General features: G+C 71.5%; 27 protein-coding genes, 1 tRNA gene and 1 pseudogene. 12 read left to right on the top strand and 17 right to left on the bottom strand.

All coding sequences use genetic code 11. The features are described 5' to 3' along the window. The first annotated feature begins 55 nt into the window (after window positions 1-55). The 3 genes from RGE_RS24400 (at window position 56) to RGE_RS18185 (ending at window position 2,448) form a co-directional block, all read left to right on the top strand. Window positions 56-196 carry a hypothetical protein gene (locus RGE_RS24400; RefSeq protein ID WP_014429919.1) on the top strand — a complete coding sequence of 47 codons (141 nt, stop codon included), beginning with the start codon at window positions 56-58 and terminating at the stop codon, window positions 194-196. An 87-nt stretch (window positions 197-283) separates the two neighbouring features. Then, entirely contained in the window at window positions 284-1,126 is an 843-nt protein-coding gene (gene menB, locus RGE_RS18190; protein ID WP_014429918.1) for a 1,4-dihydroxy-2-naphthoyl-CoA synthase, read from the top strand. Next, complete coding sequence (locus tag RGE_RS18185) at window positions 1,123-2,448, top strand: class I adenylate-forming enzyme family protein (RefSeq protein WP_014429917.1); 1,326 nt, start codon at window positions 1,123-1,125, stop codon at window positions 2,446-2,448. The genes menB and RGE_RS18185 overlap by 4 nt, the downstream gene beginning before the upstream one ends. A 32-nt stretch (window positions 2,449-2,480) precedes the next feature. Here RGE_RS18185 and RGE_RS18180 read toward each other — a convergent pair whose 3' ends face one another. Further along, window positions 2,481-2,864: a hypothetical protein gene (locus tag RGE_RS18180; protein WP_148280225.1), complete on the bottom strand. Its 384-nt coding sequence runs from the start codon at window positions 2,862-2,864 to the stop codon at window positions 2,481-2,483. Window positions 2,865-3,044: 180 nt separating this feature from the next. After that, complete coding sequence (locus RGE_RS24145; protein WP_148280224.1) at window positions 3,045-3,602, bottom strand: hypothetical protein; 558 nt, start codon at window positions 3,600-3,602, stop codon at window positions 3,045-3,047. 115 nt (window positions 3,603-3,717) lie between these two features. Between RGE_RS24145 and RGE_RS18175 the strand changes: the two genes are divergently transcribed. Then, window positions 3,718-5,241 (top strand): IS1182 family transposase, encoded by a 1,524-nt coding sequence (locus RGE_RS18175; protein ID WP_043784266.1) that lies wholly within the window; start codon window positions 3,718-3,720, stop codon window positions 5,239-5,241. A 287-nt stretch (window positions 5,242-5,528) separates the two neighbouring features. On the opposite strand, the gene RGE_RS18170 is transcribed toward RGE_RS18175, so the two are convergent. The 6 genes from RGE_RS18170 to RGE_RS18145 form a co-directional block, all read right to left on the bottom strand. Continuing rightward, window positions 5,529-6,065: a DUF4279 domain-containing protein gene (locus RGE_RS18170; RefSeq protein ID WP_232504955.1), complete on the bottom strand. Its 537-nt coding sequence runs from the start codon at window positions 6,063-6,065 to the stop codon at window positions 5,529-5,531. A 74-nt stretch (window positions 6,066-6,139) separates the two neighbouring features. Further along, on the bottom strand, window positions 6,140-6,862 hold the full coding sequence (locus RGE_RS18165; protein ID WP_158443101.1) for a DUF4145 domain-containing protein: 723 nt from the start codon (window positions 6,860-6,862) through the stop codon (window positions 6,140-6,142). A 570-nt stretch (window positions 6,863-7,432) separates the two neighbouring features. Beyond that, window positions 7,433-7,825 carry a DUF6404 family protein gene (locus tag RGE_RS18160; RefSeq protein WP_014429911.1) on the bottom strand — a complete coding sequence of 131 codons (393 nt, stop codon included), beginning with the start codon at window positions 7,823-7,825 and terminating at the stop codon, window positions 7,433-7,435. 78 nt (window positions 7,826-7,903) lie between these two features. Next, window positions 7,904-8,449: a GNAT family N-acetyltransferase gene (locus tag RGE_RS18155; protein WP_014429910.1), complete on the bottom strand. Its 546-nt coding sequence runs from the start codon at window positions 8,447-8,449 to the stop codon at window positions 7,904-7,906. A 71-nt stretch (window positions 8,450-8,520) separates the two neighbouring features. Beyond that, window positions 8,521-9,834 carry a type III PLP-dependent enzyme domain-containing protein gene (locus tag RGE_RS18150; RefSeq protein WP_014429909.1) on the bottom strand — a complete coding sequence of 438 codons (1,314 nt, stop codon included), beginning with the start codon at window positions 9,832-9,834 and terminating at the stop codon, window positions 8,521-8,523. An 11-nt stretch (window positions 9,835-9,845) separates the two neighbouring features. Continuing rightward, window positions 9,846-10,067: an RNA-binding S4 domain-containing protein gene (locus RGE_RS18145; protein ID WP_014429908.1), complete on the bottom strand. Its 222-nt coding sequence runs from the start codon at window positions 10,065-10,067 to the stop codon at window positions 9,846-9,848. 124 nt (window positions 10,068-10,191) lie between these two features. On the opposite strand from RGE_RS18145, the gene RGE_RS18140 reads away from it, so the two are divergent. After that, on the top strand, window positions 10,192-10,950 hold the full coding sequence (locus RGE_RS18140; RefSeq protein ID WP_014429907.1) for a sulfite exporter TauE/SafE family protein: 759 nt from the start codon (window positions 10,192-10,194) through the stop codon (window positions 10,948-10,950). A 166-nt stretch (window positions 10,951-11,116) separates the two neighbouring features. On the opposite strand, the pseudogene RGE_RS25010 reads toward RGE_RS18140, so the two are convergent. Beyond that, window positions 11,117-11,323, bottom strand: a pseudogene (locus tag RGE_RS25010) (HipA N-terminal domain-containing protein); the annotation flags it as partial. A gap of 187 nt (window positions 11,324-11,510) precedes the next feature. After that, entirely contained in the window at window positions 11,511-13,796 is a 2,286-nt protein-coding gene (locus RGE_RS18135; protein ID WP_014429905.1) for an ATP-dependent DNA helicase, read from the bottom strand. 110 nt (window positions 13,797-13,906) lie between these two features. Here RGE_RS18135 and RGE_RS18130 point away from each other — a divergent pair, with 110 nt between their 5' ends. The 3 genes from RGE_RS18130 (at window position 13,907) to RGE_RS18120 (ending at window position 15,615) form a co-directional block, all read left to right on the top strand. Continuing rightward, complete coding sequence (locus tag RGE_RS18130; protein ID WP_014429904.1) at window positions 13,907-14,680, top strand: YkgJ family cysteine cluster protein; 774 nt, start codon at window positions 13,907-13,909, stop codon at window positions 14,678-14,680. A 112-nt stretch (window positions 14,681-14,792) separates the two neighbouring features. Beyond that, window positions 14,793-15,125, top strand: coding sequence for a four-helix bundle copper-binding protein (locus RGE_RS18125; protein WP_014429903.1), 333 nt, complete (start codon window positions 14,793-14,795; stop codon window positions 15,123-15,125). Window positions 15,126-15,195: 70 nt separating this feature from the next. After that, complete coding sequence (locus tag RGE_RS18120) at window positions 15,196-15,615, top strand: type II toxin-antitoxin system HicB family antitoxin (protein WP_014429902.1); 420 nt, start codon at window positions 15,196-15,198, stop codon at window positions 15,613-15,615. Between the two features lie 3 nt (window positions 15,616-15,618). On the opposite strand, the gene RGE_RS18115 is transcribed toward RGE_RS18120, so the two are convergent. Next, window positions 15,619-16,629 (bottom strand): hypothetical protein, encoded by a 1,011-nt coding sequence (locus RGE_RS18115; protein WP_014429901.1) that lies wholly within the window; start codon window positions 16,627-16,629, stop codon window positions 15,619-15,621. A gap of 2 nt (window positions 16,630-16,631) precedes the next feature. Beyond that, on the bottom strand, window positions 16,632-17,465 hold the full coding sequence (locus tag RGE_RS18110; protein ID WP_014429900.1) for an SIR2 family NAD-dependent protein deacylase: 834 nt from the start codon (window positions 17,463-17,465) through the stop codon (window positions 16,632-16,634). Between the two features lie 36 nt (window positions 17,466-17,501). Here RGE_RS18110 and RGE_RS18105 point away from each other — a divergent pair, with 36 nt between their 5' ends. Together RGE_RS18105 and RGE_RS18100 are read left to right on the top strand one after the other, a co-directional pair. Continuing rightward, a complete protein-coding gene (locus RGE_RS18105; protein WP_014429899.1) occupies window positions 17,502-18,671 on the top strand; it encodes an aminotransferase class III-fold pyridoxal phosphate-dependent enzyme in 1,170 nt (389 codons plus the stop codon). After that, on the top strand, window positions 18,668-19,231 hold the full coding sequence (locus tag RGE_RS18100) for a GNAT family N-acetyltransferase (RefSeq protein WP_014429898.1): 564 nt from the start codon (window positions 18,668-18,670) through the stop codon (window positions 19,229-19,231). Before RGE_RS18105 ends, RGE_RS18100 begins: the two co-directional genes overlap by 4 nt. Here the strand turns inward: RGE_RS18100 and RGE_RS18095 are convergent. Beyond that, window positions 19,215-20,003, bottom strand: a complete 789-nt coding sequence (locus tag RGE_RS18095) for a 5'-methylthioadenosine/adenosylhomocysteine nucleosidase (RefSeq protein ID WP_014429897.1) — start codon at window positions 20,001-20,003, stop codon at window positions 19,215-19,217. The genes RGE_RS18100 and RGE_RS18095 overlap by 17 nt on opposite strands. Before the next feature lie 90 nt (window positions 20,004-20,093). Here RGE_RS18095 and RGE_RS18090 point away from each other — a divergent pair, with 90 nt between their 5' ends. After that, window positions 20,094-20,789, top strand: coding sequence for a Crp/Fnr family transcriptional regulator (locus RGE_RS18090; RefSeq protein WP_014429896.1), 696 nt, complete (start codon window positions 20,094-20,096; stop codon window positions 20,787-20,789). Here the strand turns inward: RGE_RS18090 and RGE_RS18085 are convergent, their stop codons facing one another. Together RGE_RS18085 and RGE_RS18080 are read right to left on the bottom strand one after the other, a co-directional pair. Further along, complete coding sequence (locus RGE_RS18085) at window positions 20,790-22,544, bottom strand: thiamine pyrophosphate-binding protein (protein WP_014429895.1); 1,755 nt, start codon at window positions 22,542-22,544, stop codon at window positions 20,790-20,792. Window positions 22,545-22,559: 15 nt separating this feature from the next. Next, the gene (locus RGE_RS18080; protein WP_014429894.1) at window positions 22,560-24,146 is read right to left on the bottom strand and encodes an FAD-dependent oxidoreductase; all 1,587 of its coding nucleotides are present in this window, start codon (window positions 24,144-24,146) and stop codon (window positions 22,560-22,562) included. Window positions 24,147-24,316: 170 nt separating this feature from the next. On the opposite strand from RGE_RS18080, the gene RGE_RS18075 reads away from it, so the two are divergent. Then, window positions 24,317-24,781: a copper chaperone PCu(A)C gene (locus RGE_RS18075; protein ID WP_014429893.1), complete on the top strand. Its 465-nt coding sequence runs from the start codon at window positions 24,317-24,319 to the stop codon at window positions 24,779-24,781. Here RGE_RS18075 and RGE_RS18070 read toward each other — a convergent pair. After that, window positions 24,753-25,304: a DUF4124 domain-containing protein gene (locus RGE_RS18070; RefSeq protein ID WP_014429892.1), complete on the bottom strand. Its 552-nt coding sequence runs from the start codon at window positions 25,302-25,304 to the stop codon at window positions 24,753-24,755. The two genes, RGE_RS18075 and RGE_RS18070, sit on opposite strands and share 29 nt — an antisense overlap. Before the next feature lie 725 nt (window positions 25,305-26,029). Further along, window positions 26,030-26,104, bottom strand: a tRNA-Arg gene (locus RGE_RS18060). Between the last annotated feature and the right edge of the window lie 5 nt (window positions 26,105-26,109).

Genomic DNA, 26,109 nt, shown 5'->3' with positions numbered 1-26,109 from the left:
GTCGCAAAGGAGTGCCGAAACTCATAGGTGAACCCGTTCACCTGGAATCTCGCAGATGAAGTCGCAGAACCTCGCCTGCGACGAGGCGCCGCAGCACTTCGAGCCGCTGATGCTGCGGCACCGCATCGAAGGCGAGCACGCCCGTCGGTCGGAGATCGAGGCTGCGCTCCGACGGGAAGCCGACACAGAGGTCTGAGCGTCCTGCCTCCGGTTTGCGCCAACCCGGGGCGCGCATGACCTTGCTCAAGCTAGAGTCGGCGCTTTCGTCCGACTCCGAGAGCGCATGAGCACGACCGAACTGCCGCCCGTCCCCGCCTGGACCGCCGTCGCCGGCTATGGCGACATCGTCTACGAAAAGAGCGAAGAGGGCATCGCCAAGATCACGATCAACCGCCCCGAGGTGCGCAACGCCTTCCGCCCGGAGACGGTGCAGGAGATGGAACGCGCTTTCGCCGATGCGCGCGACGACGAGAACGTCGGCGTCATCATCCTCACCGGCGCCGGCAAGGACGCCTTCTGCTCGGGCGGCGACCAGCGTGTGCGCGGCCACGGCGGATATGTCGGCGGCGACGGCGTGCCGCGCCTGAACGTGCTGGACCTGCAGCGCCAGATCCGCACGCTGCCCAAGCCCGTCGTGGCGATGGTCGCCGGTTACGCGATCGGCGGCGGCCACGTGCTGCACATGATCTGCGACCTGACGATCGCCGCCGACAACGCACGTTTCGGCCAGACCGGCCCGCGTGTCGGCAGCTTCGACGGCGGCTACGGCGCCAGCTACATGGCGCGCATCGTCGGCCAGAAGAAGGCGCGCGAGATCTGGTTCCTGTGCCGCCAGTACGGCGCGCAGGAGGCGCTGGACATGGGCCTCGTCAACTGCGTCGTGCCTTACGAGCGGCTGGAAGCAGAGACCGTGCAGTGGTGCCGCGAGATGCTGGCCAACAGCCCGATCGCGCTGCGCTGCCTGAAGGCGGCGCTGAACGCCGACTGCGACGGCCAGGCCGGGCTGCAGGAGCTGGCTGGCAACGCCACGCTGCTGTACTACCTCTCCGAAGAAGGCAAGGAAGGCAAGAACGCCTTCCTGGAAAAGCGCAAGCCGGACTTCCGCAAGTTCCCGCGCCTGCCGTGAGCGGCGGCGACGACGGCGCGCTGTCCGTCCGCGCCGCGGCACACGAGGCCGGCGCCGCGCCGGCCGTCGTCGCCGAGGACGGCCGCACCTGGACCTGGGCCGAACTGGCCGCCGCCGCCGAGCCGCGTTTCGCCGCGCTGAGCGGCCGGCACGAGGCCGTGCCGGTGGTCGGCCACAACGCGCTGGCCACCGTCGTCGAACTGCTGGCCTTGCTGGAAGCCGGCGTGCCGGCGCTGCTGCTGCACCCGCGTGCCACGGCCGCCGAACACGCGGCCGAGATCGCCGCCTGCGAAGCCGCCGGCGCCTTGCCGGCCGACGCCGCGGCGGTGATCTTCACCTCGGGCACCACCGGCCGCTCGCGCGGCGCGGTGCTGACACGCGCCGCCTTCCGCGCGTCGGCCGCTGCGCACGCGGCCAACGTCGGCTGGCAGGCCGGCGACCGCTGGCTGCTGGCGATGCCGCTGGCGCGGGTCGGCGGGCTGTCGATCCTGACGCGCTGCCTGGCGGCCCGCGCGACGCTGGTGCTGGCGCCGCGTTTCGACGCCGCGCGGCTGCCGGGCTTGATCGAACACGAACGCATCACGCTGGCCTCGCTGGTGCCGACGATGCTGGCGCTGACGCTGGACGCGCACCCGGGCTGGGTGGCGCCGCCGTATTTCCGCACGCTGCTGCTGGGCGGCTCGGCGGCGTCGCCGCGGCTCTTTGCCCGCTCGCGTGCGGCGCGGCTGCCGGTCGTCGTGACCTACGGCTGCACCGAGACCTGCTCGCAGATCGTCGCCACGCCGTACGAGGCGCGTTTCGACGCCGAACCCTGGGGCTGCGGCACCGTGCTGCCCGGCGCCGAACTGCGTGCCGACGGCGAGCACCTGCAGGTGCGTGGCGCGATGCGCATGCACGGCTACCTGGGCGAGCCGGCGCTGGACCCCGAGGCCTGGTTCGACACCGGCGACCACGGCCGCATCCACGCCGACGGCCATGTCGAACTCTTCGGCCGCCGCCACGACCTGATCGTCACCGGCGGCGAGAACGTCTACCCGGCCGAGGTGGAGCGCGTGCTGGAAGCGCTGCCCGGCATCGCCGCCGCGGCGGTCTTCGGCGTGCCCGACGAAACCTGGGGCCAGACCGTCGCCGCGGCGCTGGTGGCCGACGGCACGCCGCCGCCCGACGCGACGATCGTCGCCCACCTGGCCGCGCACCTGGCACGCCACAAGCGGCCGCGGGCGGTGGTCTGGGTCGATGCGCTGCCGGTCACGGCGGCGGGCAAGCCGGATCGGGGGGCGCTGGGGGCGAAGAGTGCGGAATTGCGGGGGTTGAAGGCCTGAACCGGCTGGCTCGGGGACTTACGGCCTGTCGATCAACGATTTGATGCGTTGGCGCCGTTCAGGCGGGCCGCCGCATACCGATCGGCAGCCACTGCCAGGCCGAGCAGAACACCGCCGATCAGCGCCGCTTTCGGCGACGTCTCGAACCCGTGCACGAAGATGAACGTCCCGGCGAAGCCGAAGACGTACCCGGCCAGCCGCAGGGCGAGCCATCGGTGGCGGTGGCCGGTCGGCCGATAGATCAACCAGATGCCCGGCGCAGTTTCGGTCGCCGCGAACTCGTGGGCCTTGCCGTGGGGCTCGACGAAGTACGGCGTCAGGCGCTGGCGGCCTGTCACCGGATCATCGACCACCAGAGCCTCTTCGCCTCGTGTCTTCCACGGCCGGGACCACAGATCCGTGTCGGCGATCAGCAAGGATTGCGTTCGGGGGGCCGTGGTGGATCAGCTTCCAGTCCATGACGGGGCGGGACTGATGAGAGAGTCGGGCTCGATGTCGCCGTTGGGGACCGCTTGGATGAACGACGGCATTGGCTGCAGGACCGGCGGGGGGCTGTCGCCGGGTCACGCCTCGGCACGCTGTTGTTCCTGAGGGGGCTAACGTGAAGGTAGCCGTCCTTGCGAGGCCTTAGGCGCCAGGTCCATGTTGACCGCGGGGTTGGTCGCGATTTCTCGGCCACGGGACAGAATGCTCCTGCAAAGAAAGCGTGCGTTCGATGGGCATCGACTCTTTGCGTTTTCCTCAATTGCGGACCAGCGATCGGCGGGGACTGTTTCGTCTAGATGGCGAAGAACGAACTGCCGGAAAGAGCGGTCCCGTGCAGCGAGTCTCAGAAGTGCGCCGAGTTGGTCCCAGTGCTCGGCAAATAGAATGGAGACGGAATCGGAAAAGCCTTCCCCAATAGCGCCATCGTCGCAGCGACGAAAACGGACAAAGGCTGAATGCACGTCTTTCCAGTTGCGTAACGTCGAAACAGTCCTTTCGGCGGCAATTTCTTGCTGCGGTGTGCACTCTGCGCCAATGGCGGAGAATCCAGTTGCGGAGACGGCAATCAGGATTGCGATGCGAACGAGCGTTACGATATTGCGGCTAACGAAGCTGTAGAAAAACTCGACCGCGGCGGCTGCCGGTCCGACCGGCACGGCATGCCGCACCAGCGCTGTTGATCCGTTCCTTCATGCGCCCCCTCGGCGTCCTGTGTTCGCCGCAGCCTATCGACGGGGCATGAGGCTTGCAAGCTCTGCCGTCATCCTCCCGACCGTCACCGCGATGGCCCGTTACCGCCCCGTCGACAACCAGCCGTGTTTCCTGCCGGTGGTGCTGGCCGAGCAGTTGCTGCCCGGCTCCTTCGAGTTCGCGCTCAATCATCTGGTCGACTCCGGCGCGGTGCCGCTGGACGCGTTCGACGCCTTCTATCGCAACGACGAGACCGGAGCGCCTGCGGTTTCGCCGGCCGTGCTGCTCAAGGTCGTATTGCTGGGTTATTCCCGCGGCCTGGTCTCCAGCCGCGCCATCGCCTCGGCCTGCGAGCGCCACGTCACCTTCATCGCGCTGTGCGGCACCGATGCGCCGCACTTCACGACCATCGCGCGTTTCGTCTCGCGCCTGGCCGAGCCCATTGCCGAGGTCTTTCAGCGCGTGCTGCTGGTCTGCGACGCGCAAGGGCTCATCGGCCGGCAGATGTTTGCCATCGACGGCGTCAAGCTGCCCGGCAACGCCAGCAAGCGCCACAGCGGCACGCGCTCGGAACTGGCCCAGCGCGCGGCCAAGATGCTGGACGCAGCGCAGGCGATGCTGCGCCGCCATCAGGCCGCGGACGGCGCCCCGGAGCCGACGCTGCCGGTGCGCGAGCAACGCCACATCGAGACGCTGGCGCACGAGGCCCAGCGCATCACGCGCTTCCTGGCCGAGCACCGCCACGACAAGACCGGCGCCCGAGGCGCCGTGCGCAAGAGCAACGTCACCGACAACGACTCGGCCAAGATGGCCACCGACAAGGGCGTCATCCAGGGCTACTGCGGCGTGGCGACGGTGGACGCCGAGCACCAGGTCATCGTCGACGCGCAGGCCCACGGCACGGGCTCGGAGCAGGCGCTGCTGCTGCCGGCGGTGCGCGCGGTGCAGGCGCACATGAGCGAGGACACCGTCGTCACCGCCGACGCGGGCTACCACTCGGAGAGCAACCTGAAGGCGCTGGCCGAGATGGGCGTCGACGCCGTCATCGCCGACAACCAGCGCCGCCAGCGCGACCCGCGGCTGGCCGACCAGGCCAAGCACCGCGCGGGGCCCGACCCGCTGCACGACAAGACGCGCAAGCCGGGCAAGACCGTACTCTTCGGGCCCGAGGACTTCCGGCACGATGCGCTGCGGCGCTGCTGTACCTGCCCGGTCGGCCACACGGTGCAAGGCGGCCACGAGGCGATGCAGCGGGGCTATGTCTCGCTGCGCTACCGCTTCCAGGCCGCGCAGTGCGGGCCGTGTGCGCTGCGCGGCCAGTGTCTGAGGAAACCCGAGACGACCGCAGCGCGGCAGGTGGCGTTCTTCCAGGCCAATACCGGCAGCGCGCACCCGTACACCCAGCGCATGCGCGCGCTCATCGACAGCGAGGCCGGGCGCGAGCTGTACGACCGGCGCATGGGCACGGTGGAGCCGGTCTTCGCCAACCTGCGCCACAACAAGGGGCTGCGGCGCTTCACGCTGCGCGGGCAGACCAAGGTCGACGCCCAGTTCAAGCTCTTCTGCCTGGTGCACAACATCGAGAAGCTGGCCAAGGCGGGGTACGGGACGGGGTGAAGGCCCGAAGCGAGGCCCTTCTCCGGGCTCACGGGCGGCGACCGCCGCGATAACGGGGCTCGGAGTCGATTTCGGCAGCTCGATCGGAGGGAACGGCTTCGCCAACAGAAACGGCGCCTGAAGAGGCGCCGTTTTGTGTTTGGGGCTGCAAAACAGGGTTTTGCTACAGCCTCAACCTTCAAGCGGAGGCGGGCGAGATGGCAAGGCGAGCCGTCCGCAGGAAGGATGATACGCACAAGTTGGATGCGGGCGGGGGCTTGCCGTTGGGCCTCGCCTCGACCGAGGGGTTAGATCTCGCCTTGCGGGGTGGGCGAATGGCCATCTTCTTCGTCGCATGGATCGTAGATGTCGAAGCCGATCTCAAGGCCTCGGCTCGCGAGCGCCAGAAGCGTCGAAAGTTTCAAGGAGAAGCCCTCGTTGCTCTCTTCCATGAAAAGGCCGCAGAAGACGTCGGCGTCGTACCGAGTGGTAAGCAATGACCAGACCGAAAGATCCTGAGTCAACTGACAGAAGAGTTCCGCAAGCTGGTCGTCGATCGCCTCCGGCGTCATATTTCCAGTCGCAATGATCCACGCGCCGTACTTGCGCGCGTAGACCTTGCCCGACGCTGAAGTTCGCTCGTCACCTTTGCGGTACTGGGTCGTGGGCGTCGCGCCGAGCATGGCTGTCAGTTCGGCGGGAACAAGTTCCTCGCCGAAGAAGCGAATTGATAGACGAGAGCGAGCAACTGATGCCATAGCCGATTGGGGCGGGGTGCAAGGTCCAATCGAGTTGAGGCGCGCGCGGAGGCAGACGATGACTGGCCGCGCAAGGGCGATGAACACCTTGGCCTGGAGCGGCCAGGCATTGGCTGCCGTAGCGCGTCGGCTCGAATGAGGGGTTAGGTTCCACCGCAGCGTTAGAACGGAATGTCATCATCATCCGGCTTCGCCTTTGCGGGGTCAAATTCGTACAATTGGACATCCTTGCCCCCGGCGTTCGAGACCTGGCCGAGCTTCAGGTAAGGGATCTTTCCGTCAGCCACGTCTTGCTTGGCCTTCTGTTCGAAGTCATCAAAGCCTTGGCTTACCAACCGACGCTTTCGGCCAAGTAGGCTTGCGAGGCTGACCGCTGCAGCCTGATTGAAGTGCAATGCGCAGTTGTTCAGAAGCTTTAGGAAGTCGTCGTAGTTCTCGGCTACGGTGTCTAGTACCTTGGCCTTATTCTCGAGAAGAAAGACGGAATTCAGTAGGTGCTCAACAATGTCCAGTGCCACCCGAATGTCTGAGTCTTTGGGTTCCTTGATTTCATGTGCTGCGTCGTTGCCAAGGAATCGGATCGCGTGCAGGCGACGCTTGTCTCCGTTCGAGACATGCCCCGCCTTGAACAACTGATCGATTCTGCGTTCAAGGTTGGTGCCTGACACCTTCAGTTCATTGCACACTGCCTCGATGCAGGCGCGGAGACCAATGCCTGCAAGAACGAAGGAGCTATCGCTCAGGGCCTTGAGCGTCTGCTTGTATACCTTCTGGATAAGCGGCGGAAGGAGGTATGTCTCACGCAACGCCTTGTGGTCGGACAATACGCTAGGATGCTGCGTGATCGTGATGTCGTGGATTAGTTTGCCATCCTCCTCTTCCATCACCATCTCATAGTCATCGTGTCGAAGCCTGAAGCCGCAGGTGTGGCACCCAAGGCATCGGATCACTTGCCAAGAGTGTGATTCGTGATACCCCTCTGGATCACTCTCCTCGGTGTGGCTGCACAGGATCTCATGGCGAGTACTTCTGCAGCACTCTCTGCAGTCCGCCCAAACTGTCTTCTGCGTGCTCACGTGTCTCCTCGCGATGACTGTGGAACCTAACGTGTTGTATGCGGCGTGCGATGCTGTTTATCACGCCCAACGCTCGCGTAACAGGCGCTCGACTAGCGACTCAAGTCTTTGCTGTATTTGAGTTTCCGTCGTCGAGCCGGCTGTTCCGCAGGCGTAAAAATGAGGCCCAAAGCGGCGTCCGTTACAGATGATTCTGAGCCGCCCGACTGCCCCCGCCAAGCCCGTAACCCGCCTTCGAGGGGAGGGCAGCCATGCCGAGCGAGCCGCCCCTGCCTCCTGCCGCGGCCACCCGGTGACCGCGGCACGCTACTGCGGTGGCACGCGCGGCGGTACAGCCGTCAACGAAGTCCAGAAGGGCTAAGGGCGGCTCCGGCGGCTTCAGCCGCTGTGGGTATTGGCTGTCTGCCGGAGTCTGGTGATGCCAAGGCTGTCCCAGTCCGGCAAGCGGTGCTTCTTGCGACCGTAGGCGTAGTACGCGCTCATCACCAGACCGAAGACGACACCCGCGATGGCGCTCGAACCCAAGGCGGCCATCGGGGGCATGCCTGCGCTGTGCCACACCAGCAGCCACATCAGGGCTCCCCAGCCGATGGCGAAAAACGAACCGGCGAATACGGCCGTGGCGCCGAAACTGGCGAAGTGCGGTGGACGAACCTGAAACCCCAGGCGCCACAAGAGGCGCAGAAGCGGCGGGCGGTAGTTGGATTCGGTGATTCCTGTCGCCTTGAGAAGGCGAAGTGCTGTCTCACGCTTGGCTTCGAAATCGCTCACGGATCCTCCGTACTTTGCGCCTGGACCTTGTCGACGGTGCCGCGCAGGCGCCTGTTTGATTCTGCCCTGGGAACCCCGCTACTCGACGCCCTCGTTCAACAGCACGTAATGCTGATGATCTTCCCAGACGTCGTTGATCTTCAGATATCTCCGGCTACTGCCTTCCAGCTCGAAACCGAGCCGTTCCAGCACCCGCTTCGACGCCAGATTTCGCGGCATCACGTTCGCTTCGATGCGATGCAGCGCGATTGAGTCGAATACCCACTGGATCGCCGCCCTCAGCGCTTCCTGCATCAGTCCCTGGCCCTCGTTGCCCTGGCTCGAGCGATAACCCAGGAAGCACGACAGGAAGCAGCCGTAGACGATGTTCGAGAACCCGATGGTGCCGATGACCTCCGCGCTCCCCTGCCGCGTGAGGTAGAAGTTGACGCCGGTGCGCGCGCGGAACTGTTCCTGCTGCGTCTCGACCATCTTCGAAATCGTCGGCAGATCGTAGTAATCGTCCGGCCGTCTCGGCTCCCAGTGAGCCAGGAACGCCCGGTTGGCGACGAAGTAGCGCTGCACCGCCTCGGCGGACACTTTCTCCGGCGTCAGCAGATTCAAGCGTGCGGTTTCGATCGGCATCGGCTCACTCCAACGAATCTCTCAACCGAGGCATCGGTGTCGCCGTGGATCCGCCTCGGTGCCGAGGAAGTTCAGAAGAACGTCCTCACCCCGCCCGTCACCCGATACCCGTCGTCGACCGTGTAGAGCAGCCCCCAGCGGTCGAAGGTCGTGCACGGATGGCCGACGCCGAAACCGACCAGGTCGCCGACGCGCCAGGGCATCGCGCCGTCGGCCGCGTCCACCCAGGCGTGCTGATCCGACAGCGCCACGGTCTTGATCCCCGAGGGAACCGACCGCGGCGCCGCTTCGCCGGCCGGCCACCATCCCACCGGCTGCGGCAGCATCAGGTCGTGCGACAGGTCGCGTTTGCCGGCGGCGCAGATCGCGCGGCCGGGTTCGGGCACCGACTGCACGACGGTCCAGACCTCCAGCGCGTTGCGCAGCCCCGGGCCGCGGCCCCAGGCCGCGCCGGCGCGCTGGCGCAGCCGGGCCTGCATACGTTCGTAGTGCAGCGCATCGTGCGACAGGTAGCAGCCGCTGCGCAGCACCGGGCGCACCGCCGGGCCGCCGGGGCGCGCGGCCACCGCCGCCAGCACCTGGGCCGCCAGGTCGAAGAACTGCGAGCCGCCGGCCGAGACGATCAGCTCGCCGGGCGCGAACCAGCCCTCGGCGACGCCGGCCGCGGCGGTGTCGCCGATCCGCTCGATCAGCATCAGCGCCGCCAGTTCGACTGCGGCTTCGCCGTCGCCCGGCACGACGCCTTCGTAGGCTTCGATGCCGCGCAGCACGACGGCCGGCGCGGCGGCGCGGATCGCACGGCCCAGCGCCAGCGCGGCGTCGCGCCCGCGCACGCCGGTGCGTGCGCCCGGCGCGCCCAGTTCCAGCAGCACCTGCAGCGGCCGGCCGATCGGCCGGCGCGCCAGCCCGGCCAGCAGCTCGGCCAGCGCGGCTTCGGAGTCGACCAGCGTGTAGCAGTCGAAACCCGGGTCGGCGGCCAGTTCGGCCAGCACGAGGTCGACGTTGGCCGCGCCGACCAGCTGGTTGGCCAGCAGCACGCGCGGCACGCCGAAGCGGCGGTAGCTGCGCACGTGGGCCGCGGTGGCGGCGGTCAGGCCCCAGGCGCCGTCGGCGAGCTGGCGCTCGAAGAGCTGCGGCGCCATCGTCGTCTTGCCGTGCGGGCAGAGGCTGACGCCGGCGCGGGCGCAGAAGTCGCGCATCCAGGCGCTGTTGTGCGCCAGTGCCGAGTCTTTCAGCACGGCCACCGGCCACGGCAGCTCGCCGCCCGTCAGCGTCAGGCGCAGCGAGCCGAGATCGGCCAGCGGCCGGCCCACCGCGCGGGCGGCCAGGCCTTTGGTCGTGGCGGGCAGCGGCTCGGCCAGCAGGGCGGTGAGGTCCAGCGCCATCGGCGGCTCCTTCAGGCGGCGGCCTGGATCGCCGCGCGGTGGCCGTCGAACTCGACGACGTCGCCGGCGCGCAGCTTGCGCCCGCGGCGCGTTTCGGCTTCGCCGTTGACCACGGCGCGGCCGTCGGCGATGGCGGCCTTGGCGTCGCCGCCGCTGGAAGCCCAGCCGGTGGCCTTGAGCAGCGCGTCCAGCGTGATGTAGTCGCCGCGCAGGGCGAAGTCGGTCGTGTCCATCGTGCCGATTGTCCCCTGTGGCGCCCTGAGACAATGCGCGCCCGCCGTCGCCCGACGGCCGGCGCGCGCGGCCGCGCCTCTTCGATCCGACTGTTCGCCCCGCCTGCGGGGCCGCCGCTTCCCGATGGACCTCGCTCTCGTCACCTTCGCTTCGTTCTTCGCCGGCCTCGTCGACTCCATCGTCGGCGGCGGCGGGCTGATCCTCGTGCCGGCGCTGTTCGCCGCCTACCCGCAGGCGCCGGCGGCCACGCTGTTCGGCACCAACAAGAGTGCGTCGGTCTGGGGCACCTCGTTCGCCTGCTGGCAGTACGCGCGGCGTGTGGACCTGCGCTGGGCGGTACTCGGGCCGGCGGCGGGCGCGGCGCTCGTCGGCGGGCTGCTCGGCGCCTGGGCGGTGACGCTGGTCGACCCGGCTTTCCTGCGCAAGGCGCTGCCGCTGATCCTGCTGGCCGTGCTGCTCTACACCGTGGCGCGCAAGGACCTGGGCCAGCACCACGCGCCGATCGCCTCGCGCAGCGCCGAGATCGCCGGCGCCTCGGCCATCGGCCTGGTCATCGGCTTCTACGACGGCTTCTTCGGCCCGGGCACCGGCAGCTTCTTCATCTTCCTGTTCGTGCGCCTCCTGGGCTACGACTTCCTCAACGCCTCGGCCTCGGCCAAGCTGCTGAACGTGGCGACGAACCTGGCCGCGATCGGCCTCTTCGCCGCCAAGGGCCACGTCTGGTGGCACATCGGCCTGACGATGGCGGTGGCCAACGTCGCCGGCAGCCTGATCGGCTCGCGGCTTGCGCTCAAACACGGCGCCGGCTTCGTGCGCCACGTGTTCATCGTCGTCGTCGCGGCGCTGATCCTGAAGACCGGGTACGACGCGTTCATCCGCTGAGCATCGGCGGCCGGCGCCCGAGGTTCAGCCGACCTCGGCCAGCCCTCGTTCCCAGGCCACGACCTGCTGCCGCAGGCCGGCGAAGATGGAGTCGGCGGTGCGTGGCGGGAAGCCTGCCTGCAACTCCGCCTCGACGGCCGCGATCGCCGGCTCGACCTGAGCGACCGGCGCCGACGCAGTCGCGCCCGATCGCCTGGAGCAGCTCGAACGCTTCGGTCGAGCCGACACGAAAACGGGCCCCGATGCGCCGCCGGATGCGCTCGTCGTCGGGCAGCAGGTTGTCGAAGAAGTGGCCGACGACAGGCCCGGCGACGACCCGATCGGGCGTGATCGGCAGCGACAGCGACAGCGGCCGCGCTCTCGGCGAAGCAAGCTACGCGCTTTCCTAGCTCAGGCGGTGGCCGCCGTTGCGCGGGCGTTGCCAGACGGCGACGTGCAGATATCGTGACAATATCGGTTTTGGGCGATAGGCGCATCGCCGTGGTTGGCTCAGGTGCCCGACGCCGGGATCACCAGCAACGGCCGGCCCGGCGTTCGCGCCTGCACGACGTCCTGTTGTCTCAGCCGCCCCGCCGCACCCGCCACCACCCGGGCAGCAGCGCCCGGACCTCGGCGCGGCCGAAACGGTCGTCGACGAGGTGCAGCACGCCGCGGTCCTCCGGTGTGCGGATCACGCGCCCGGCGGCCTGCACCACCTTCTGCAGCCCGGGCACGAGGTAGGTGTAGGCCCAGCCGGCGCCGAAGCGCGCTTCCAGCCGCGCTTTCATCGCCTCCTGCACGGCGTCCACCGGCGGCAGGCCCAGCGTCGCGACGAAGGCGCCCACGAGGCGCGAGCCCGGCAGGTCGATGCCTTCGCCGAAGGCGCCGCCCAGCACCGCCAGGCCGACCTGGCGCCCGCCTTCGGCGAAGGAATCGATGAAGGCGCGGCGTTCGGCTTCGTCCATGCGACGCTGCTGGCAGCGCAGCGGCAGCTCGGGCGCGGCGGCCTGCAGCGCGGTGGCGGTGCGTTCCAGGTAGTCGAAGCTGCTGAAGAAGGCGAGGTAGTTGCCCGGCATCTCGGCGTACTGGCGCGCGATTAGCGCCGCCAGCGGCGCCAGCGAAGCCTCGCGGTCGGCATAACGCGTGGACAGCGGCGCGATGCGCACCGCCAGCTGCGCGGCGTCGAACGGCGACTCGCAGTCCAGCCAGGCCGCGCCTTCGCCCAGGCCGAGCAGGTCGCGCTGGTAGGGCGCCGGCGCCAGCGTCGCCGAGAACAGCACCGCGGTGTGCAGGGCCTCGAAACGCGGCTTGATGAACGGCGCCGGCACGACGCAGCGCACGCAGGCCACGGCCTCGGGATGGCCGCGCGCGCTGGGGCGGCGCGTCAGGTCGAACTGGCTGGTCGCCGGGTCCAGCAGCTCGGCCAGTTCGGCGAAACGCAGCGCGTCGAAGTGCAGCTGCAGCGCGTCGCCGGCCAGCGCGGTGGGCTGCTGCACCGCCAGCTCGCTGGCCGCCGAGATGTAGTTGCGCAGCGCGTCGAGCAGCTTGTCGGGCGCGGCGTCGGCGACCTCGAACGGCGCGTCGCCGGCTTTCGCCAGCGCGCCCAGCGCACGCGCCACGCGTTCGACGGGGCGCTTCAGCGCGGCCGGCGCGTTGCGTTTGGCGGCGCGCACGGCGGCGGCGTCCAGCGTCGCGCTGTACATCTCGCGTGCCCGCGAGACGAGGTTGTGCGCCTCGTCGACCAGCGCCACCGCGCGCCAGCCGTTCTCCTGCAGCAAGGCGTGCAGCAGCGCGCCGGAGTCGAAGACGTAGTTGAAGTCGCCGACGACGACGTCGGCCCAGCGCGCCATCTCCTGCGCCAGGTAGTAGGGGCAGACGGCGTGGTCGGCGGCGACGGCGGGCAGCGCCTCGGGGTCGTGCTCCAGCGCGCCCAGCGCCGCCTGGCGCGCCGCCGGCAGGCGGTCGTAGAAGCCGCGCGCCAGCCGGCAGTCGTCGCCGTGGCAGGCGCGGCCGGGTTCGGCGCAGGCCTTGTCGCGCGCGACGAGCTGCAGCACACGCAGCGGGCGTGCGCCGCCGGCGCGCAGCGCGGCCAGCGCGTCCAGCGCCAGGCGCCGGCCGGGCGTCTTGGCGGCGAGGAAGAAGACGCGGTCCAGGCGCTGGCCGGGCAGGGCCTTCAGCGTCGGGAACAACGTCGCCATCGTCTTGCCGATGCCGGTGGGCGCCTGGGCCAGCAGCGGCCGGCCGGCGCGCGCGGCGTTGTAGACCGCGGTCGCCAGTTCACGCTGGCCGGCGCGGAAAGCGTCGTGCGGCCAGGCCAGCGCCGCGAGCGCGGCGTCGCGTGCGGCGCGGTGCGCGATCTCGGCGTCGGCCCAGGCGGCGAAGCGGCTGCACAGCGCCTCGAAGTGGGCCTGCAGCTCGGCCGCGGTCAGCGTCTCGTCGAAGGTGGTCTCGCTCTCGCGGTCGACGTCCCAGTAGAGCACGCGCACCGTCACACGCGGCAGCGCGTGCGCGGCGGCCAGCAGCGCGGCGTAGACCCGCGCCTGGGCGCGGTGCAGCGCGCGGTGGTGCTCGGGGATGCGATCGACCGGGCCGCGGTGCGTCTTGACCTCCTCGACCAGCGCCCGGCCCAGGTCGACGCCGTCGGCGCGGCCGCGCACGCGCAGCTGCTGCCAGCGGCCTTCCAGCGCGACCTCGCTCTCGTGCCCGGGGCCGCGGCGCGCGGCGACGCGGCGGTGGCCGGCCACGCCTTCGGCGGCGCTGGGCGCTGGCGTGAAGCGCAGGTCCAGGTCGCCGGTCTTGGCCGCGAACGCACACAGCGCGCGCACCGGCACGGTGTAGGCGGGGGTGGCGTCGGGCGTGTCGGTCACGGCTGTATTTTCGTCCAGTGGCACGGCGATCTTGCGCCGATGCAAAGCCGGCGTCGTGCGCCATGGTTAAGGTGCCGACTCCGCCGCGCCGCCGGCGCCGAGACCTGCCGATGACCGTCGACACCGCCTCCGCCGCCCACGCCGATCTGCCCGCCGGCGACGACCTGGACTTCTACCGCGCGCTGCACCGTGCCCTGGCCGCCACGCTGGCCGCGGGCCGCGGCAGCACCGCCGGCGTCGAGCGCCTGATGGCGCAGGCGCTCGACACCTTCGACGGCAACGTGCGTCTGCGCTGCGCCGACGAGCCGCCGGTCGCCTGCCGCAAGGCCTGTGCGACCTGCTGCCATCTGCGCGTCGTCGCGACCATGCCCGAGGTGCTGCTGGCCGCGCACTTCCTCGCCCGCGTGGCGCCGCCGCTGGCCGACCGCGGCATCGACCTCGTCGGCGCCTTGCGTGCCGCCGAAGCCAGGACGCACCGCCGCAGCGAAGCCGAACGTGTCGCCGAGCCGGTGCGCTGCCCCTTCCTGGCGCAAGGCGTCTGCGTCATCTACCCGGTGCGCCCGCTGGCCTGCCGCGGCCACGCGTCGACCGACGCGCGCGCTTGCGCCGAAGCCGCCGCCGGCCGCCGCAGCGAGGTGCCGGCCAGCGCCGGCCACCGCCAGGTGCGGGCGCTGGTGCAAGGTGCGCTGCAGTCCTCGCTGCGCGACGCCGGGCTGGCCTGGGGCGTCTACGAGTTCAACGAGGCGCTGGTCACGGCGCTGGACCACCCCGGCCCGGCCGCCGCCTGGTGGGCGGGCGAAGACCCGCTGGCCGGCGCACGCTGCGACGAGCTGCCGCCGGGCGAGCAGGAACAGGTCTTCGACCGCCTGCGGCCGCCAGCCTGATCGCGGCCGGCGTGCCCGCCACCGGCGGGGCGCGGCGTTTGCCCGGGGACGGCCCTGCGCGCCTGGCGCCTGCCCTCCACCCCAGCCCGCCGCCGCGGGCCGAAAGCCGCCCATGTCCCCCGACTCCGGCCGTTATGGCCTCGACGTCTGCCTCGCCTGCATCGAGGCCTGCGAACGTTGCACCGCCGCCTGCCTGAAGGAGCGCGACGTCGCGCTGATGGCGCGCTGCATCGCGCTGGACCTCGACTGCGCCGCCGCCTGCCGCCTGGTGGCGGCCTACCTGATGCGCGGCAGCGACTACCTGGCCCCGGCCGCCGCGCTGTGTGCCGACGTCTGCCGCCGCTGCGCTGCCGAATGCGAGCGCCACGACCACGACCACTGCCGCCGCTGCGCCGACGCCTGCCGGCGCTGCGCCGAGGCGTGTTCGGCGATGGCCTCGGCCTGAAGCTTCAGCCGTGGGTTAGCTCCGGCGGAGCTTGTTGATGTAAACAATATTGTTTACATTGGGGGCCCCCATGTCGAAGTACCCCGCACTCTTCAGCCCTGACGCCGACGGCGGTTACGTCGTCACCTTTCGCGATATCCCGGAGGCGATCACCCAAGGCGACACGCTGGCCGAAGCGCAGCAGGCGGCCGCCGATGCCTTGCTGACCGCGATGGACTTCTACTTCGAGGACCAGCGCCCGGTGCCGCCGCCCAGCGCGCTGCAGGAGGGCGAAGACGGGGTCACGCTGCCTTTGTCGGTGGTGGCCAAGGTGGCGCTGCTCAACGAACTGTGCCGGCAGCAGCTGCGCCCCGCCGAGCTGGCGCGTGCGATGGGTGTGCGCCCACAGGAGGTGACGCGCCTGCTGGACCTGTCGCACGCGACCAAGATCGACACGATCGGGCGCGCCTTCTCGGCGATCGGCAAGGAACTCGATCTGGTCGTCAGCTGAGCTTCAGCCGACCTCGTCCGCCAGATCCAGCAGCGCCTTCGACGGCGGTCCGTAGCTGACCAGGCGCAGCTCCAGCCCGGCTGCGGCGGGCGAGGCGAAGGCGCGGCGCATCGCCGCAGTGATCCAGGCCTCGTCGTTGCCGAAGGCGCCGCCGCCCAGCTGCGTCAGCAGCACCAGCGGCGGTTTGCCGGCGGCGGCGGCCAGGCGCGCCTCCCAGAGCGTCGCCTCGTAGGCCGCTTCGAGCACCAGCGTCGCGAAACGTGCCCAGCGCGCGCCGCGGTGGCGCGAGTAGGCGACCGGCAGCGCCGAGCAGAAAGCCTGCGACACCACCGGCCCCGGCGGCGCGGCGACGTCGGTCACCTCGACCTCGCGGTGCACGCCGATCGCCAGCCGCGTGCGCAGCGCGTCGAGCCCGGGCTCGTCCAGTTCGGCCAGATGGGCGTCGATCGCGGCCAGGCCGTCGGCGCTGGGCAGCGCGTAGCCGTTGCGCATCGCCCAGAGCGACTCGCGCGGCCGGCCGGTGGCCGCCGCCAGCGCCTCGCCCAGGCCGGCCAGCGTGTCGAGCTGGCGCGTGGCGGTCTGGCCGGGGCGGCCGTCGACCGGCACGAAGTAGTGGCGCACGATGGTCGCCGCGCCACAGGCCATCGCGCAGGCCGGGCCTTGCGTGCGGTCGTGTTCGTAGCGCGTGACGCCTTCGTCGGGCGTGACGTCCGGGCCGATCATCTCCAGCAGGTTGAACTGCGACGCCACCTGGAACAGCGCGCCGGCCAGCGCCGGGTCGCGGTGCAGTGCACGCACGTCGCCCTGCACGACGCGGCAGCGGGGTGGCGGCGCCGGCGGCAAGGCCTCGGCGCGTTCACGCAGCGTGCCAAGCGTGACGAGTTCCAGCTCGCCGACGGCCCAGCTGCGGCCGGCTTCGGGCGCGTGCAGCCGGCCGTCGCGCCAGTGCAGGCGCTGTCGCAGCTCGTCGGCGGCGGGCTCGGCGAAGCCGGTCAGGCGGCTGAACCAGTCCATGCTCAGCCGGCGGCCAGCGTGGCGTGGATCGCCGCCAGCCCTTCGAGCGCGCCGCAGGCCAGGCCGACGTGCAGCGGGCTGGGCACCGCGGGCTCTCGCGGGTTCAGCCGCAGCAGCCGGGCGTCGTGGGCGTGCAGCAGATGCTGGCCGAAGCGCCGCACCGAGGGCACCGCGGTGCCGGCGCCGATCTCGACGACGACCGGGCGGCGCACGCTATTCAGCCACTGCATCAGCGTGCCGATATGGGCCTCGGTGCGCGCCGCCAGCCACTGCGCGTCGCCGAACATCAGGATGTTGGGCCGCGCCAGTGCGCCGCAGCGCGGGCAGCGCGGCAGCTCGCCGCGCCAGCGGCAGGCGGCGGTGTCGACGTCGACGGCCAGATCGTCGGCCGGCCACAACGTGTCGCTGCAAGGGCGCGTGCACTGCAGCCAGTGGATCGAGCCGTGGCATTCGGCGACACGTTCGCCAGCGATGCCGGCGCGCTGGAACTGGCCGTCGACGTTGCTCGTGAAGACGAAGCCGCCGGCCGGGGCACGCGCCATCCAGCGTTCCAGGATCGCGAAGCCGGCGTGCGGCACGGTGCGCCGGTACAGATCCAGCCGGTGGCCGTAGAAGCCCCAGGCCAGCGCCGGGTCGCGCTCGAAGCTGTCGGGGCAGGCGATCTCGGTGAAGTGCAGCCCGGCGGCGCCCAGCGCCGGGTAGGCGGTCCAGAAGCCGGCGTCGCCGCGGAAGTCGGGCAGGCCCGAATCGACGCCGATGCCGGCGCCGGCGGCGACGATCACCGCGTCGGCCTGGTCGATCAGGTCGGCGGCGTGGGCGAGAGCGCTGGGATCCATCAAGTTCGGCATTCGTGCGGGCGGGAGAATAGCCCGATGATCTCCGAGCCCGCCGACCACGCCCACGGCATCCTGCCGCTGTACGGCCAGCCCGAGCGGGTGCTGGCGCGCGCCCGCGGCTGCCGCCTCGTCGATGCGCAGGGGCGGCGTTACGTCGATTTCGAGTCCGGCGTCTGGGCCGCCAACCTGGGCCATGCGCATCCGGCGGTGAACCGGGCGATCCGGCGTTCGCTGACGACGGTGATGCACCAGGGCTACGCCTTCCGCAGCGCCGAGGCCGAGACGCTGGCCGCGCAGCTGGCGCGGCTGCACGGCCTGCCGGGAGCGCGCAGCGTCTTCCTGTCTTCGGGCTCGGAGGCCGTCAACCTGGGGCTGCAGATCGCGATGCAGCTGTCGGGCCGGCGGCGCTTCGTGCGCCTGGACAGCAGCTATCTGTCGGCCTTCGGCTACGGCCGCCTGGCGGCCGACAACGACCAGCGCATCGACCTGCGCTGCGACGACCTCGCCGCCGTCGACGCCGTGCCCTGGCACGAGGCGGCGGCACTGGTGCTGGAGGTCGGCGGCGCGTCGCTGGAGGTGGTGCGTTTCCCGCACGAGGACTTCGTCGCGCGCGCCGTCGAGGCCGCACGCCGCGCCGGCGCCCGGCTCGTCTGCAACGAGGTGACGACCGGTTTCGGCCGCACCGGGCGCTGGTTCGGCTACCAGCACTACGGCCTGCTGCCGCAGCTCGTGGCCTGCGGCAAGGCGCTGGGCAACGGCTACCCGGTCAGCGCGCTGACGGTCGACGCCGAGGTGGCGGCGGCGCTCGACGCGCAACCGCTGCGTTATGCCCAGTCGCACCAGAACGACCCCGGCGGCTGCGCCGCGGCCAATGCGGTGATCGAGGCGCTGGAAGCCGGCGACTGGGTGGCGCGTGGAGCGGCCGTCGGCGAACACTTTGCCGCCCGGCTGGCCGCGCTGCGGCAGCACCGGCCGCAGCAGGTGCTGGAGGTGCGCGGCCGCGGCCTGATGCTGGCGCTGCAACTGGCCGACGAGGCGCTGGCGCAGCGCGTCGCGCGCCGGCTGTTCGAGCGCGGCCAGGTCGTCGGCCAGCGCGGCGCCAGCCTGCGTTTCATGCCGCCGCTGACCGTCACGAAGGCGATGGTCGACACGCTGGTGCGCGAGATCGGCCATGCGCTCGACGCCGAACCGGGAGCCCCGCGATGAACCTGCCGATGCCGCCCCAGCCCGTCATCGAGGCCCGCCAGCTGCGGCTGCGGCCTTTCGTCGCCGCCGACGCGCCCGAGGTGCAGCGCCTGGCCGGCGACCGCCGCGTCGCCGAGACGACGCTGGCGATCCCGCACCCCTATCCCGACGGCGCCGCCGAGGCCTGGATCGCGACGCATCCGGTCGGCTGGCTGGCCGGCCGCGAGATCACCTACGCGATCGAACGCCGGCGCGACGCCGCGCTGGTCGGCGCGATCGCGCTGCTCAACGTCAGCGCCGCGCATGCGCACGCCGAGGTCGGCTACTGGATCGGCCACGATTACTGGGGCCAGGGCCTCGCCACCGAAGCGACGCGTGCGCTGCTCGATTTCGCCGAGAACGAACTGGGGCTGACGCGTATCGCCGGCCGCTGCCTGGCGCGCAACCCGGCTTCGGCGCGCGTGATGCAGAAAGCCGGCCTGCGGCCCGAAGGCTGCATGGTGCGCCACCTCGAGATCGGCGGCGTCTACGAAGACGTGCTGCTGTTCGGGCGGGTCTCGCCGTCTAGGCTGGCGCCCTGAGCGTCCGGGGCATCTCGGCCAGCAGCCGCCTCACCACCGCCGCGCCGTAGTGCGCGCAGACGGCGGACAGAAAGCGCGAGAAGTCGCCGTGCGCGGCCTCGTCGGCGCGGTCGGAGATCGCGCGGATCGCGACGAAGGGCAGGCCCCATTCGTGGCAGACCTGGGCGACGGCCGCGCCTTCCATCTCGACGGCCAGCGCGTCGGGCAAGGCGGCGCAGAGCGTGTCGCGGTCTTCGCGGGTGCGCACGAAACGGTCGCCGCTGACGATGAGCCCGGTGTGCACCGTCGGCGCGTGCAGCGAGAACTCCTGCACCAGCGCCTCGCCGAACAGCGCCAGCGGGTCGGCCAGCGCGGCGCGTGCGGCGGCGGCGGCGCGTTCGGCGAGCACCGCGTCGGCCGGGAAACGCGAGACGCCGGTCAGCGGCACCTCCCAGCGCGGGAAGAAGGGCGAGCCGTCCAGGTCGTGCTGCAGCAGCTCGGCCGAGACGACGACGTCGCCGACCGCGACACCGGGCGCCAGCCCGCCGGCGATGCCGGTCAGCACGACGGCGCCGACGCGGTAGTGCGAGATCAGCGCCGCGGTCGTCGCCGCCGCGGCCACCTTGCCGACACGCGACTGCACCGCGACGACCTCGTGGCCTTCGAGCGTGCCGTGCCAGAACTCGCGGCCGCCGATCGTGCGCAGCCGTGCGTCGGGCATCGCGGCCAGCAGGTCGCGCAGCTCGCGTTTCAGGGCGGCGACGAGTCCCAGCGGGGCAGCGGTGTCGGACATCGGGCTCGGGGCGGAGGCGGTGCGGCGATTGTCCCGGATGTCGCCCACGCGCCCGGTGCCGCGTGCCGCCTCGTGTACCGTGCGCCGACCATGTCCGAGCCCACCACCGCCGCCGACTGGGCGCCGACGCTGCGCGCCGGGGCCTGGTTCGCCGCGCTGCCCGACGACCTGGCCGACCACCTTTTGGCGCACGCCCGGGTGCTGGTGCTGGACGCCGGCACGCGGCTGTTCGCACGCGGCGACGCGCCCGACGGGCTGTACGCGGTGGTGCGCGGCGTCGTGCGCATCGGCGCGGTGGGCGAGGGCGCACGCGAGTCGCTGCTGGCGATGCTGGAGCCGCCGCAGTGGTTCGGCGAGATCGCACTGTTCGACGGCGCGCCGCGCACCCACGACGCCTGGGCCGAGAGCGACTGCCTGCTGCTGCGCGTCGCCCAGGCCGATCTCGCGCGGCTGCTGGCCGCGCGCCCGCAGCACTGGCAGAGCTTCGGCCGGCTGCTGACGAACAAGCTGCGGCTGACCTTCGCCGCCGTCGAGGAACTGGCGCTGTTGCCGCCGACGCCGCGGCTGGCGCGCCGGCTGGCGGCGATGGCCGGCGGCTACGGTGCCTGGGAAGGACGCAGCAAGCGTGTGCTCGAGGTCTCGCAGGAGCAGCTGGGCCAGATGCTGGCGCTGTCGCGTCAGACGGTGAACCAGGCGCTGAAGGAGCTGGAAGCGGCCGGCGCCATCCGCCGCGGCCGCGCGACGATCGAGATCGTCGACCCCGGGCGTATGCTCGCGGTGCGCTGATCAGGCCGGCGCGACGACGCGCCGCCAGGCGGCACGCGCCACCAGGCGCAGCTTGTTGCCGACACTCATGCGCGCTAGGTTGGTCTTGACGATGCCGCGCGTGAATCGGGTCTGCTTCGAGTAGTCGACGTGCACGTCGACGACCACCGGCCGGCCGGCGGCAGCCTGCTCGCGCGCGGCCTGCAGCACACGCTCGATGTCGGCGTCGGAGTCCATGCGCAGGTAGGCGGCGCCCGCGGCCATCGCGATGCCTTCGATGCGGATCTCGGGCAGCACGGTGCAGGCCTTGCGGTTGTAGGGCAGTTGCTGGGCCTGCGAGATCTGCGACAGCTCGCCGTCGTTGAAGACGCAGACGACGACGCCCAGGCCGTGTTCGGCGGCGGTGCTGAGCTCGATGCCGGTCATCAGCAAGGCGCCGTCGCCGACGACGGCGACCACCGGCTGGCGCGGGTGCGTCAGCTGGATCGCCACCGCCGCCGGCACGCCGTAGCCCATGCAGTTGAAGTCGGTCGGCGTGACGAGGTGGCGCGCGCGCCGGCTCTGGAAGAGTTCGGCGGTCAGGAAGGTGTGGTTGCCGTCGTCGGTGACGACGAAGCCGTCGTCGGGCAGCGTGGCGCGCAAGGCGTCGAAGAAGCGCTGCGGGTTGACGCGCCCGCCGCCGTCGTGCGCCAGCCATTCGGCGCGGTAGGCCTGCTTGGCGGCGGCGATGCGGCTGGCCATGGCCTCGGCGCGTGCCGCACGCGTGGCCGCACCCTCGGCGCCCAGCGCGGCGATCTTCGCCGCCAGCGCCGGCAGCACCTGGCGCGCGTCGCCTTCGATCGTGATCTCGGCCGGGTAGTTGGCGCCGAAGACTTCCGGGTTGATGTCGACGTGCACGAGCTTCCAGGTCGCGCGCAGGCCGTAGCTGCCGGTGGCGATCTCGCCGAAACGGGTGCCGACGGCCAGCAGCACGTCGCAGTCGGCAAACGCCTGCTCGGCCGCCGGCACCGCCGCCGGGCCGATGCCCATGCCGGCGTGCAGCCGGTGCGTGCCGGGGAAGGCGCTCAGCCCTTGCAGCGTCGTCGCCACCGGCGCGCCCAGCGCCTCGGCTATGCGCGCCACCGCGTCACCCGCATCGACCGCGCCCCAGCCGACGAAGAGCCCGGGGCGTTCGGCGGCCAGCAGCGCGCGCGCGGCGCGTTCGATCAGCGCGTCGTCGGGTGCGGCCGGCGGTGCGTCGGGCACGAAGGCCGGCAGTTCGTCGACCTCGCCGGGCAGCATCTGCAGGTCGACCGGGATCTCGACGAAGACCGGGCCGGGCTCGCCACGGGTCGCGGTGCGCCAGGCTTCGTACAGCGTCGGCACGACGTCGCGGTGGCGCGTGATGCGCCAGGCGCCCTTGGTCACCGGCTTCACCCAGGCGAGTTGGTCCAGCTCGTGCAGCTGGTAGCGGAAACCGTGGCCGCCGTGCGTGCCGCCGGAGATCACCAGCATCGGAATGCCGTCCAGATACGCCTCGCCGATGCCGGCCATCGCCAGCGCGGTGCCGGCGGCCGGCACGATCAGCAGCGCGCCGACGTGGTCGTTGGTGCGGCTCACCGCGTCGGCCATGAAGGCGGCGTTGCCTTCGTGCGTGACGCGGATCGGCGTGACGATGGCCGAGCCCGCGAGCGCGTCGTAGGTCTCGGTGTTGTGCACGCCGGGGATGCCGAAGGTGTGGCGCACGCCCAGCTGCTCCAGCGCGTGGCGCACCAGTTCGGCGGCGGTCTTTTTCATCGTGCTCTCCTGGGGTCAGGCGCCGAGGTGGCGCACGGCGGCGTTGGCGGTCAGCAGGCAGCCGGGCAGGAAGGTGCCTTCGAGCGACTTGCGCCCGCTGGCGTTGCCGCCGCCGAAACCCGCGGCCTCGCCGACCGCGTACAGCCCGGCGATCGGCGTGCCTCTGGTGTCCAGCACCCGGCTGGCCAGATCGGTCTGCAGCCCGCCCATCGACTTGCGTGTCAGCAGCCGGCAGCGGATGGCGATCAGCGGCCCGGCGGCGGGGTCGAGGATGCGCTGGTAGCGGCAGGTGCGCACGCGGTCGCCGCGCCAGCGCCGCAGGTGTTCGATGCGGCGCAGCTGGTCGTCGTCGTGCAGTGCCGGGCCGCGTGCGATCTGGGCGTCGTAAGGCGCGATCTGGGCCTGCAGCGTCGCGGCGTCGATGCGCTCGTCGCCGGTCAGCGCATTCATGCGCTGCGCCAGTTCGCCCAGCGTCGCGCCTTGCACGACGTCGGGGCAGCGGGCGAGCAGCTCGTCGACCAGCTCGGGCTGGCCACGCAGCAGCTGGCGCGCGAAGCCGAGCACGCGGCGCTCGCGGATCTGCGGGTTGTGCTCGGCGCCCGAGGCAGCGAGCTCCTTGTCGGCGATGCGGCGGTTCAGCAGCTGCCAGGTCCAGGGCCAGGCTTCGCGCGCGACGCGTTCGACCATCGCCGCGGTGTCGTAGCCGGTGACGAAAGGCTCGGGGCCGATGCGCCGGCCGTCCGGGCCCAGCCACAGCGCCGAGCGGGTCGGGATCAGGCTCAGCCCGTGGCCGTCGAACTGCGGGTTCGGGTGGGCGACGCCGGCGGCGTAGTGCCACATGCGGTCCAGGTGCGTGAGGCGCGCGCCGTGGCGCGCGGCGGCGTCGTGCAGCCGGCCGTCGGCGTGCGGGTGCGAGCCGTTCAGCAGCTCGGCCGGCGCCGGGCCCGCCGACCACAACGAACGCACGCGCGCCAGGTCGCCGGTCAGGCCGCCGGCGGCGACGATGACCGCGTCGGCGGCCAGGCTGAACTCGCGGCCGTTGGTCTCGTCGACGCCGCGCACGCCGCTGATGCGGCCGTCGGCGTGTTCGAAGTCGTCGACGCGGTGCTGCAGCCGCCAGTCCAGCCGCGCCGCGTGGCGGTGTGCGCGCAGTGCCACGAGCTGGCTGTTCACGAGGTGGCGCGCGGTGCCCCAGAGCACGTGGTAACGCGGCAGGCTGTTGCCGGGCGTCGTCCAGCCGCGTTCGACCCACTGCACCGCCGGGATGAAACGCAGGCGGCGTGCGCGCAGCGCCTCGTAGACCTCGGGCACGCAGCGTTCGACATAGTGCTCGGCCCAGCGCCGCGGCCATTCGTCCTCGGGCCCGAAACCGGCGAAGGACAGCCAGTCGGCCAGCGCCACCGCCGGGCTGTCGGGGATGCCGGCGCGGCGCTGCAGCGGCGTGCCGCAGAGCGCCATGCCGCCGAAGGCGTGCAGCCCCAGGCCGCCGGGCGCGGCGGCGCGTTCGAGCAGCGTGACGGCATGGCCGGCGTCGAGCAGGCCGAGCGTGGTGGCCAGCCCGGCGGGGCCGGCGCCGACGACGAGGCAGCGGGAGGAGGACATCGGGCCGCAGTCTGCGGCGCGCGGGCGGCGGCGTCTGTCCAAAGGACGACACGGCGGCGGCGAGGCGGGCAGGGCTTTCCCGGTCTCGGCTTAAGGCCGGCTGAAGCGCCCGGCCCCGGCTGCGGCGCATCAAGCGCGCCCGCCGGCGCCTGCGCAGCATCGGGCCGACGATGACGACCCTGAAGACCCTGGCCGCGACGGCCGCCCTGGTGATGGTCACGGCCGCGTCCGCCGCCGAGCCGCCCGTCGTGCGGCTCGTTGACGGCTGGGCGCGCAGCAGCGGCCCGGCGGAAACGGCGACCGAGGCTTACGTGGCGATCACCGCCGACGAGCCGCTGCGCCTGGTCGGCGCGCGCTCGCCCTGGGCTGCCGAGGTGCAGGTCGCCGCCCCGGGCGGCGTGCTGAGGCTGGCCGCCGGGCGCACGACGCGGCTGCAACCCGGTGGCGCCGCGCTGCGCCTCGTCGGCCTGCGCTGGCAGGTGCGCGACGGCGACGTCATCCCGGTCTCGCTGGTCTTCGAAGACGCCGGCGGGCGGCGCTTCGTGCGGCATTTCGGGGCCGTAGGCCGCTCGCCGGATCGTGGTCTCACGGGGCCGACGGCGCGTCTCAGCGCCGGCAGCGTTCCATCTCGCTGATGCGGCGTTCGCGCTCCTGGCGCTGGCGCTCGCTCAAGGTGATCGAGCTCGCCGACACCCGTTCGGCGCGGATCTGCTGCTCGCTGTAGCAGGGCTCGGAGCCGGAGCCGGGGCCGACTGCCCTGCCGGGGCCCGGCGCTTCGGCCGGGCGCTCCTGCATGCCGACGACGATGCCGTCGCGCGTGTAGATGTAGCGCGAGCTGCCGTCGGCATAACGGTAAATGTGCTGGCGCGAGACGCTGTTGCCGAAGCGGTCGGTGTTGGTCAGCGCCGGCTGGCCGTAGCGCTGGAACATCTCGTCCTCGGTCATCGTGCCCTCGCGCTCGCGCGCCAGGCGGCGCGCGACGTCGGGGTCGCTCGACATCGGCGAGTTCGCCGGCCTGGCGTCGACGGCGCGGCCGCCGTTGGCGCAGGGCTGCTGCTGGAACACCGCCTGGCCGCCCGGGCCTTCGCAGCGGTAGACGGTCTGGGCCGATGCGGCGCCGGCCAGCAACGCCACGAAGGCCGTGATCCCGTATCGCATCGTCGTCTTCCTCCCCGGGGCCGGATTGTGGGGCGGGTGCCGGGCGGCTCCACTGGCCGAGCCGCGCTGTCCCGGCCCGCCGGGGGATGTCGTCCCCTGAAAGCGGGGGCGGCCGCCGGAGCGATGGCGGCGCCCGCGTCGCCGCGCGCCAATCGAGGCGATGAGCTGCCTGATCTCCCTGGCGACGCTGATCGCCTACATCCTGGCCGCGGTAATGATGTTGGCCGGACTGGCCCTCGGCGTCCTGGCCATCGGTGCGTGTGTCGTCGGGATCTCCGACCGGATCGAGCGGCCGGCGCGGCGCACGCGCCGCCAGCTGATGGAAGCCAACGGCTACTACCGCGGGCTGCGCTACGTCGACCTGCCGGAGCCGCTGCGGCGCGCGGCATCGATATCGGGCGGGTCGTCGGGCCGAACACGCTACACCTGGGACGCGCCCGAAGACCCGATGTACCTGGAGTGCGACGCCCAGGGCGTCATCGTCGACCACATGCCGCCGCGTGCGCCGCCTGACCTGCTGCGCCACTTCTTCGAGACCCAGCCGCTGGACGGCTGGACGCTGGAGCGCATCGAGCACGCGATCGGCCGGCCCACCGACAGCATCGACTGCGATCGTGGCCAGTGGATCTACTGGTGGCGGCTGCCGGACAAGGCGCGCATCGAGCTGTCGTGGATCGATGCCAGCTGGCGGGCCGAGCTGTTCGACGGCGTGCACCGCCATCGGCTGGCGCCCCCGGCAGGAATCGAACCTGCATCTGAGACTTAGGAGGTCCCCGTTCTATCCATTGAACTACGGCGGCGCGGC

This window comes from Rubrivivax gelatinosus IL144 (genome assembly GCF_000284255.1).
Lineage (GTDB): Bacteria > Pseudomonadota > Gammaproteobacteria > Burkholderiales > Burkholderiaceae_C > Rubrivivax > Rubrivivax gelatinosus_A.
The sequence above is the reverse complement of the archived record's forward strand: the minus strand, read 5'-3'. Positions and strand labels throughout refer to the sequence as shown.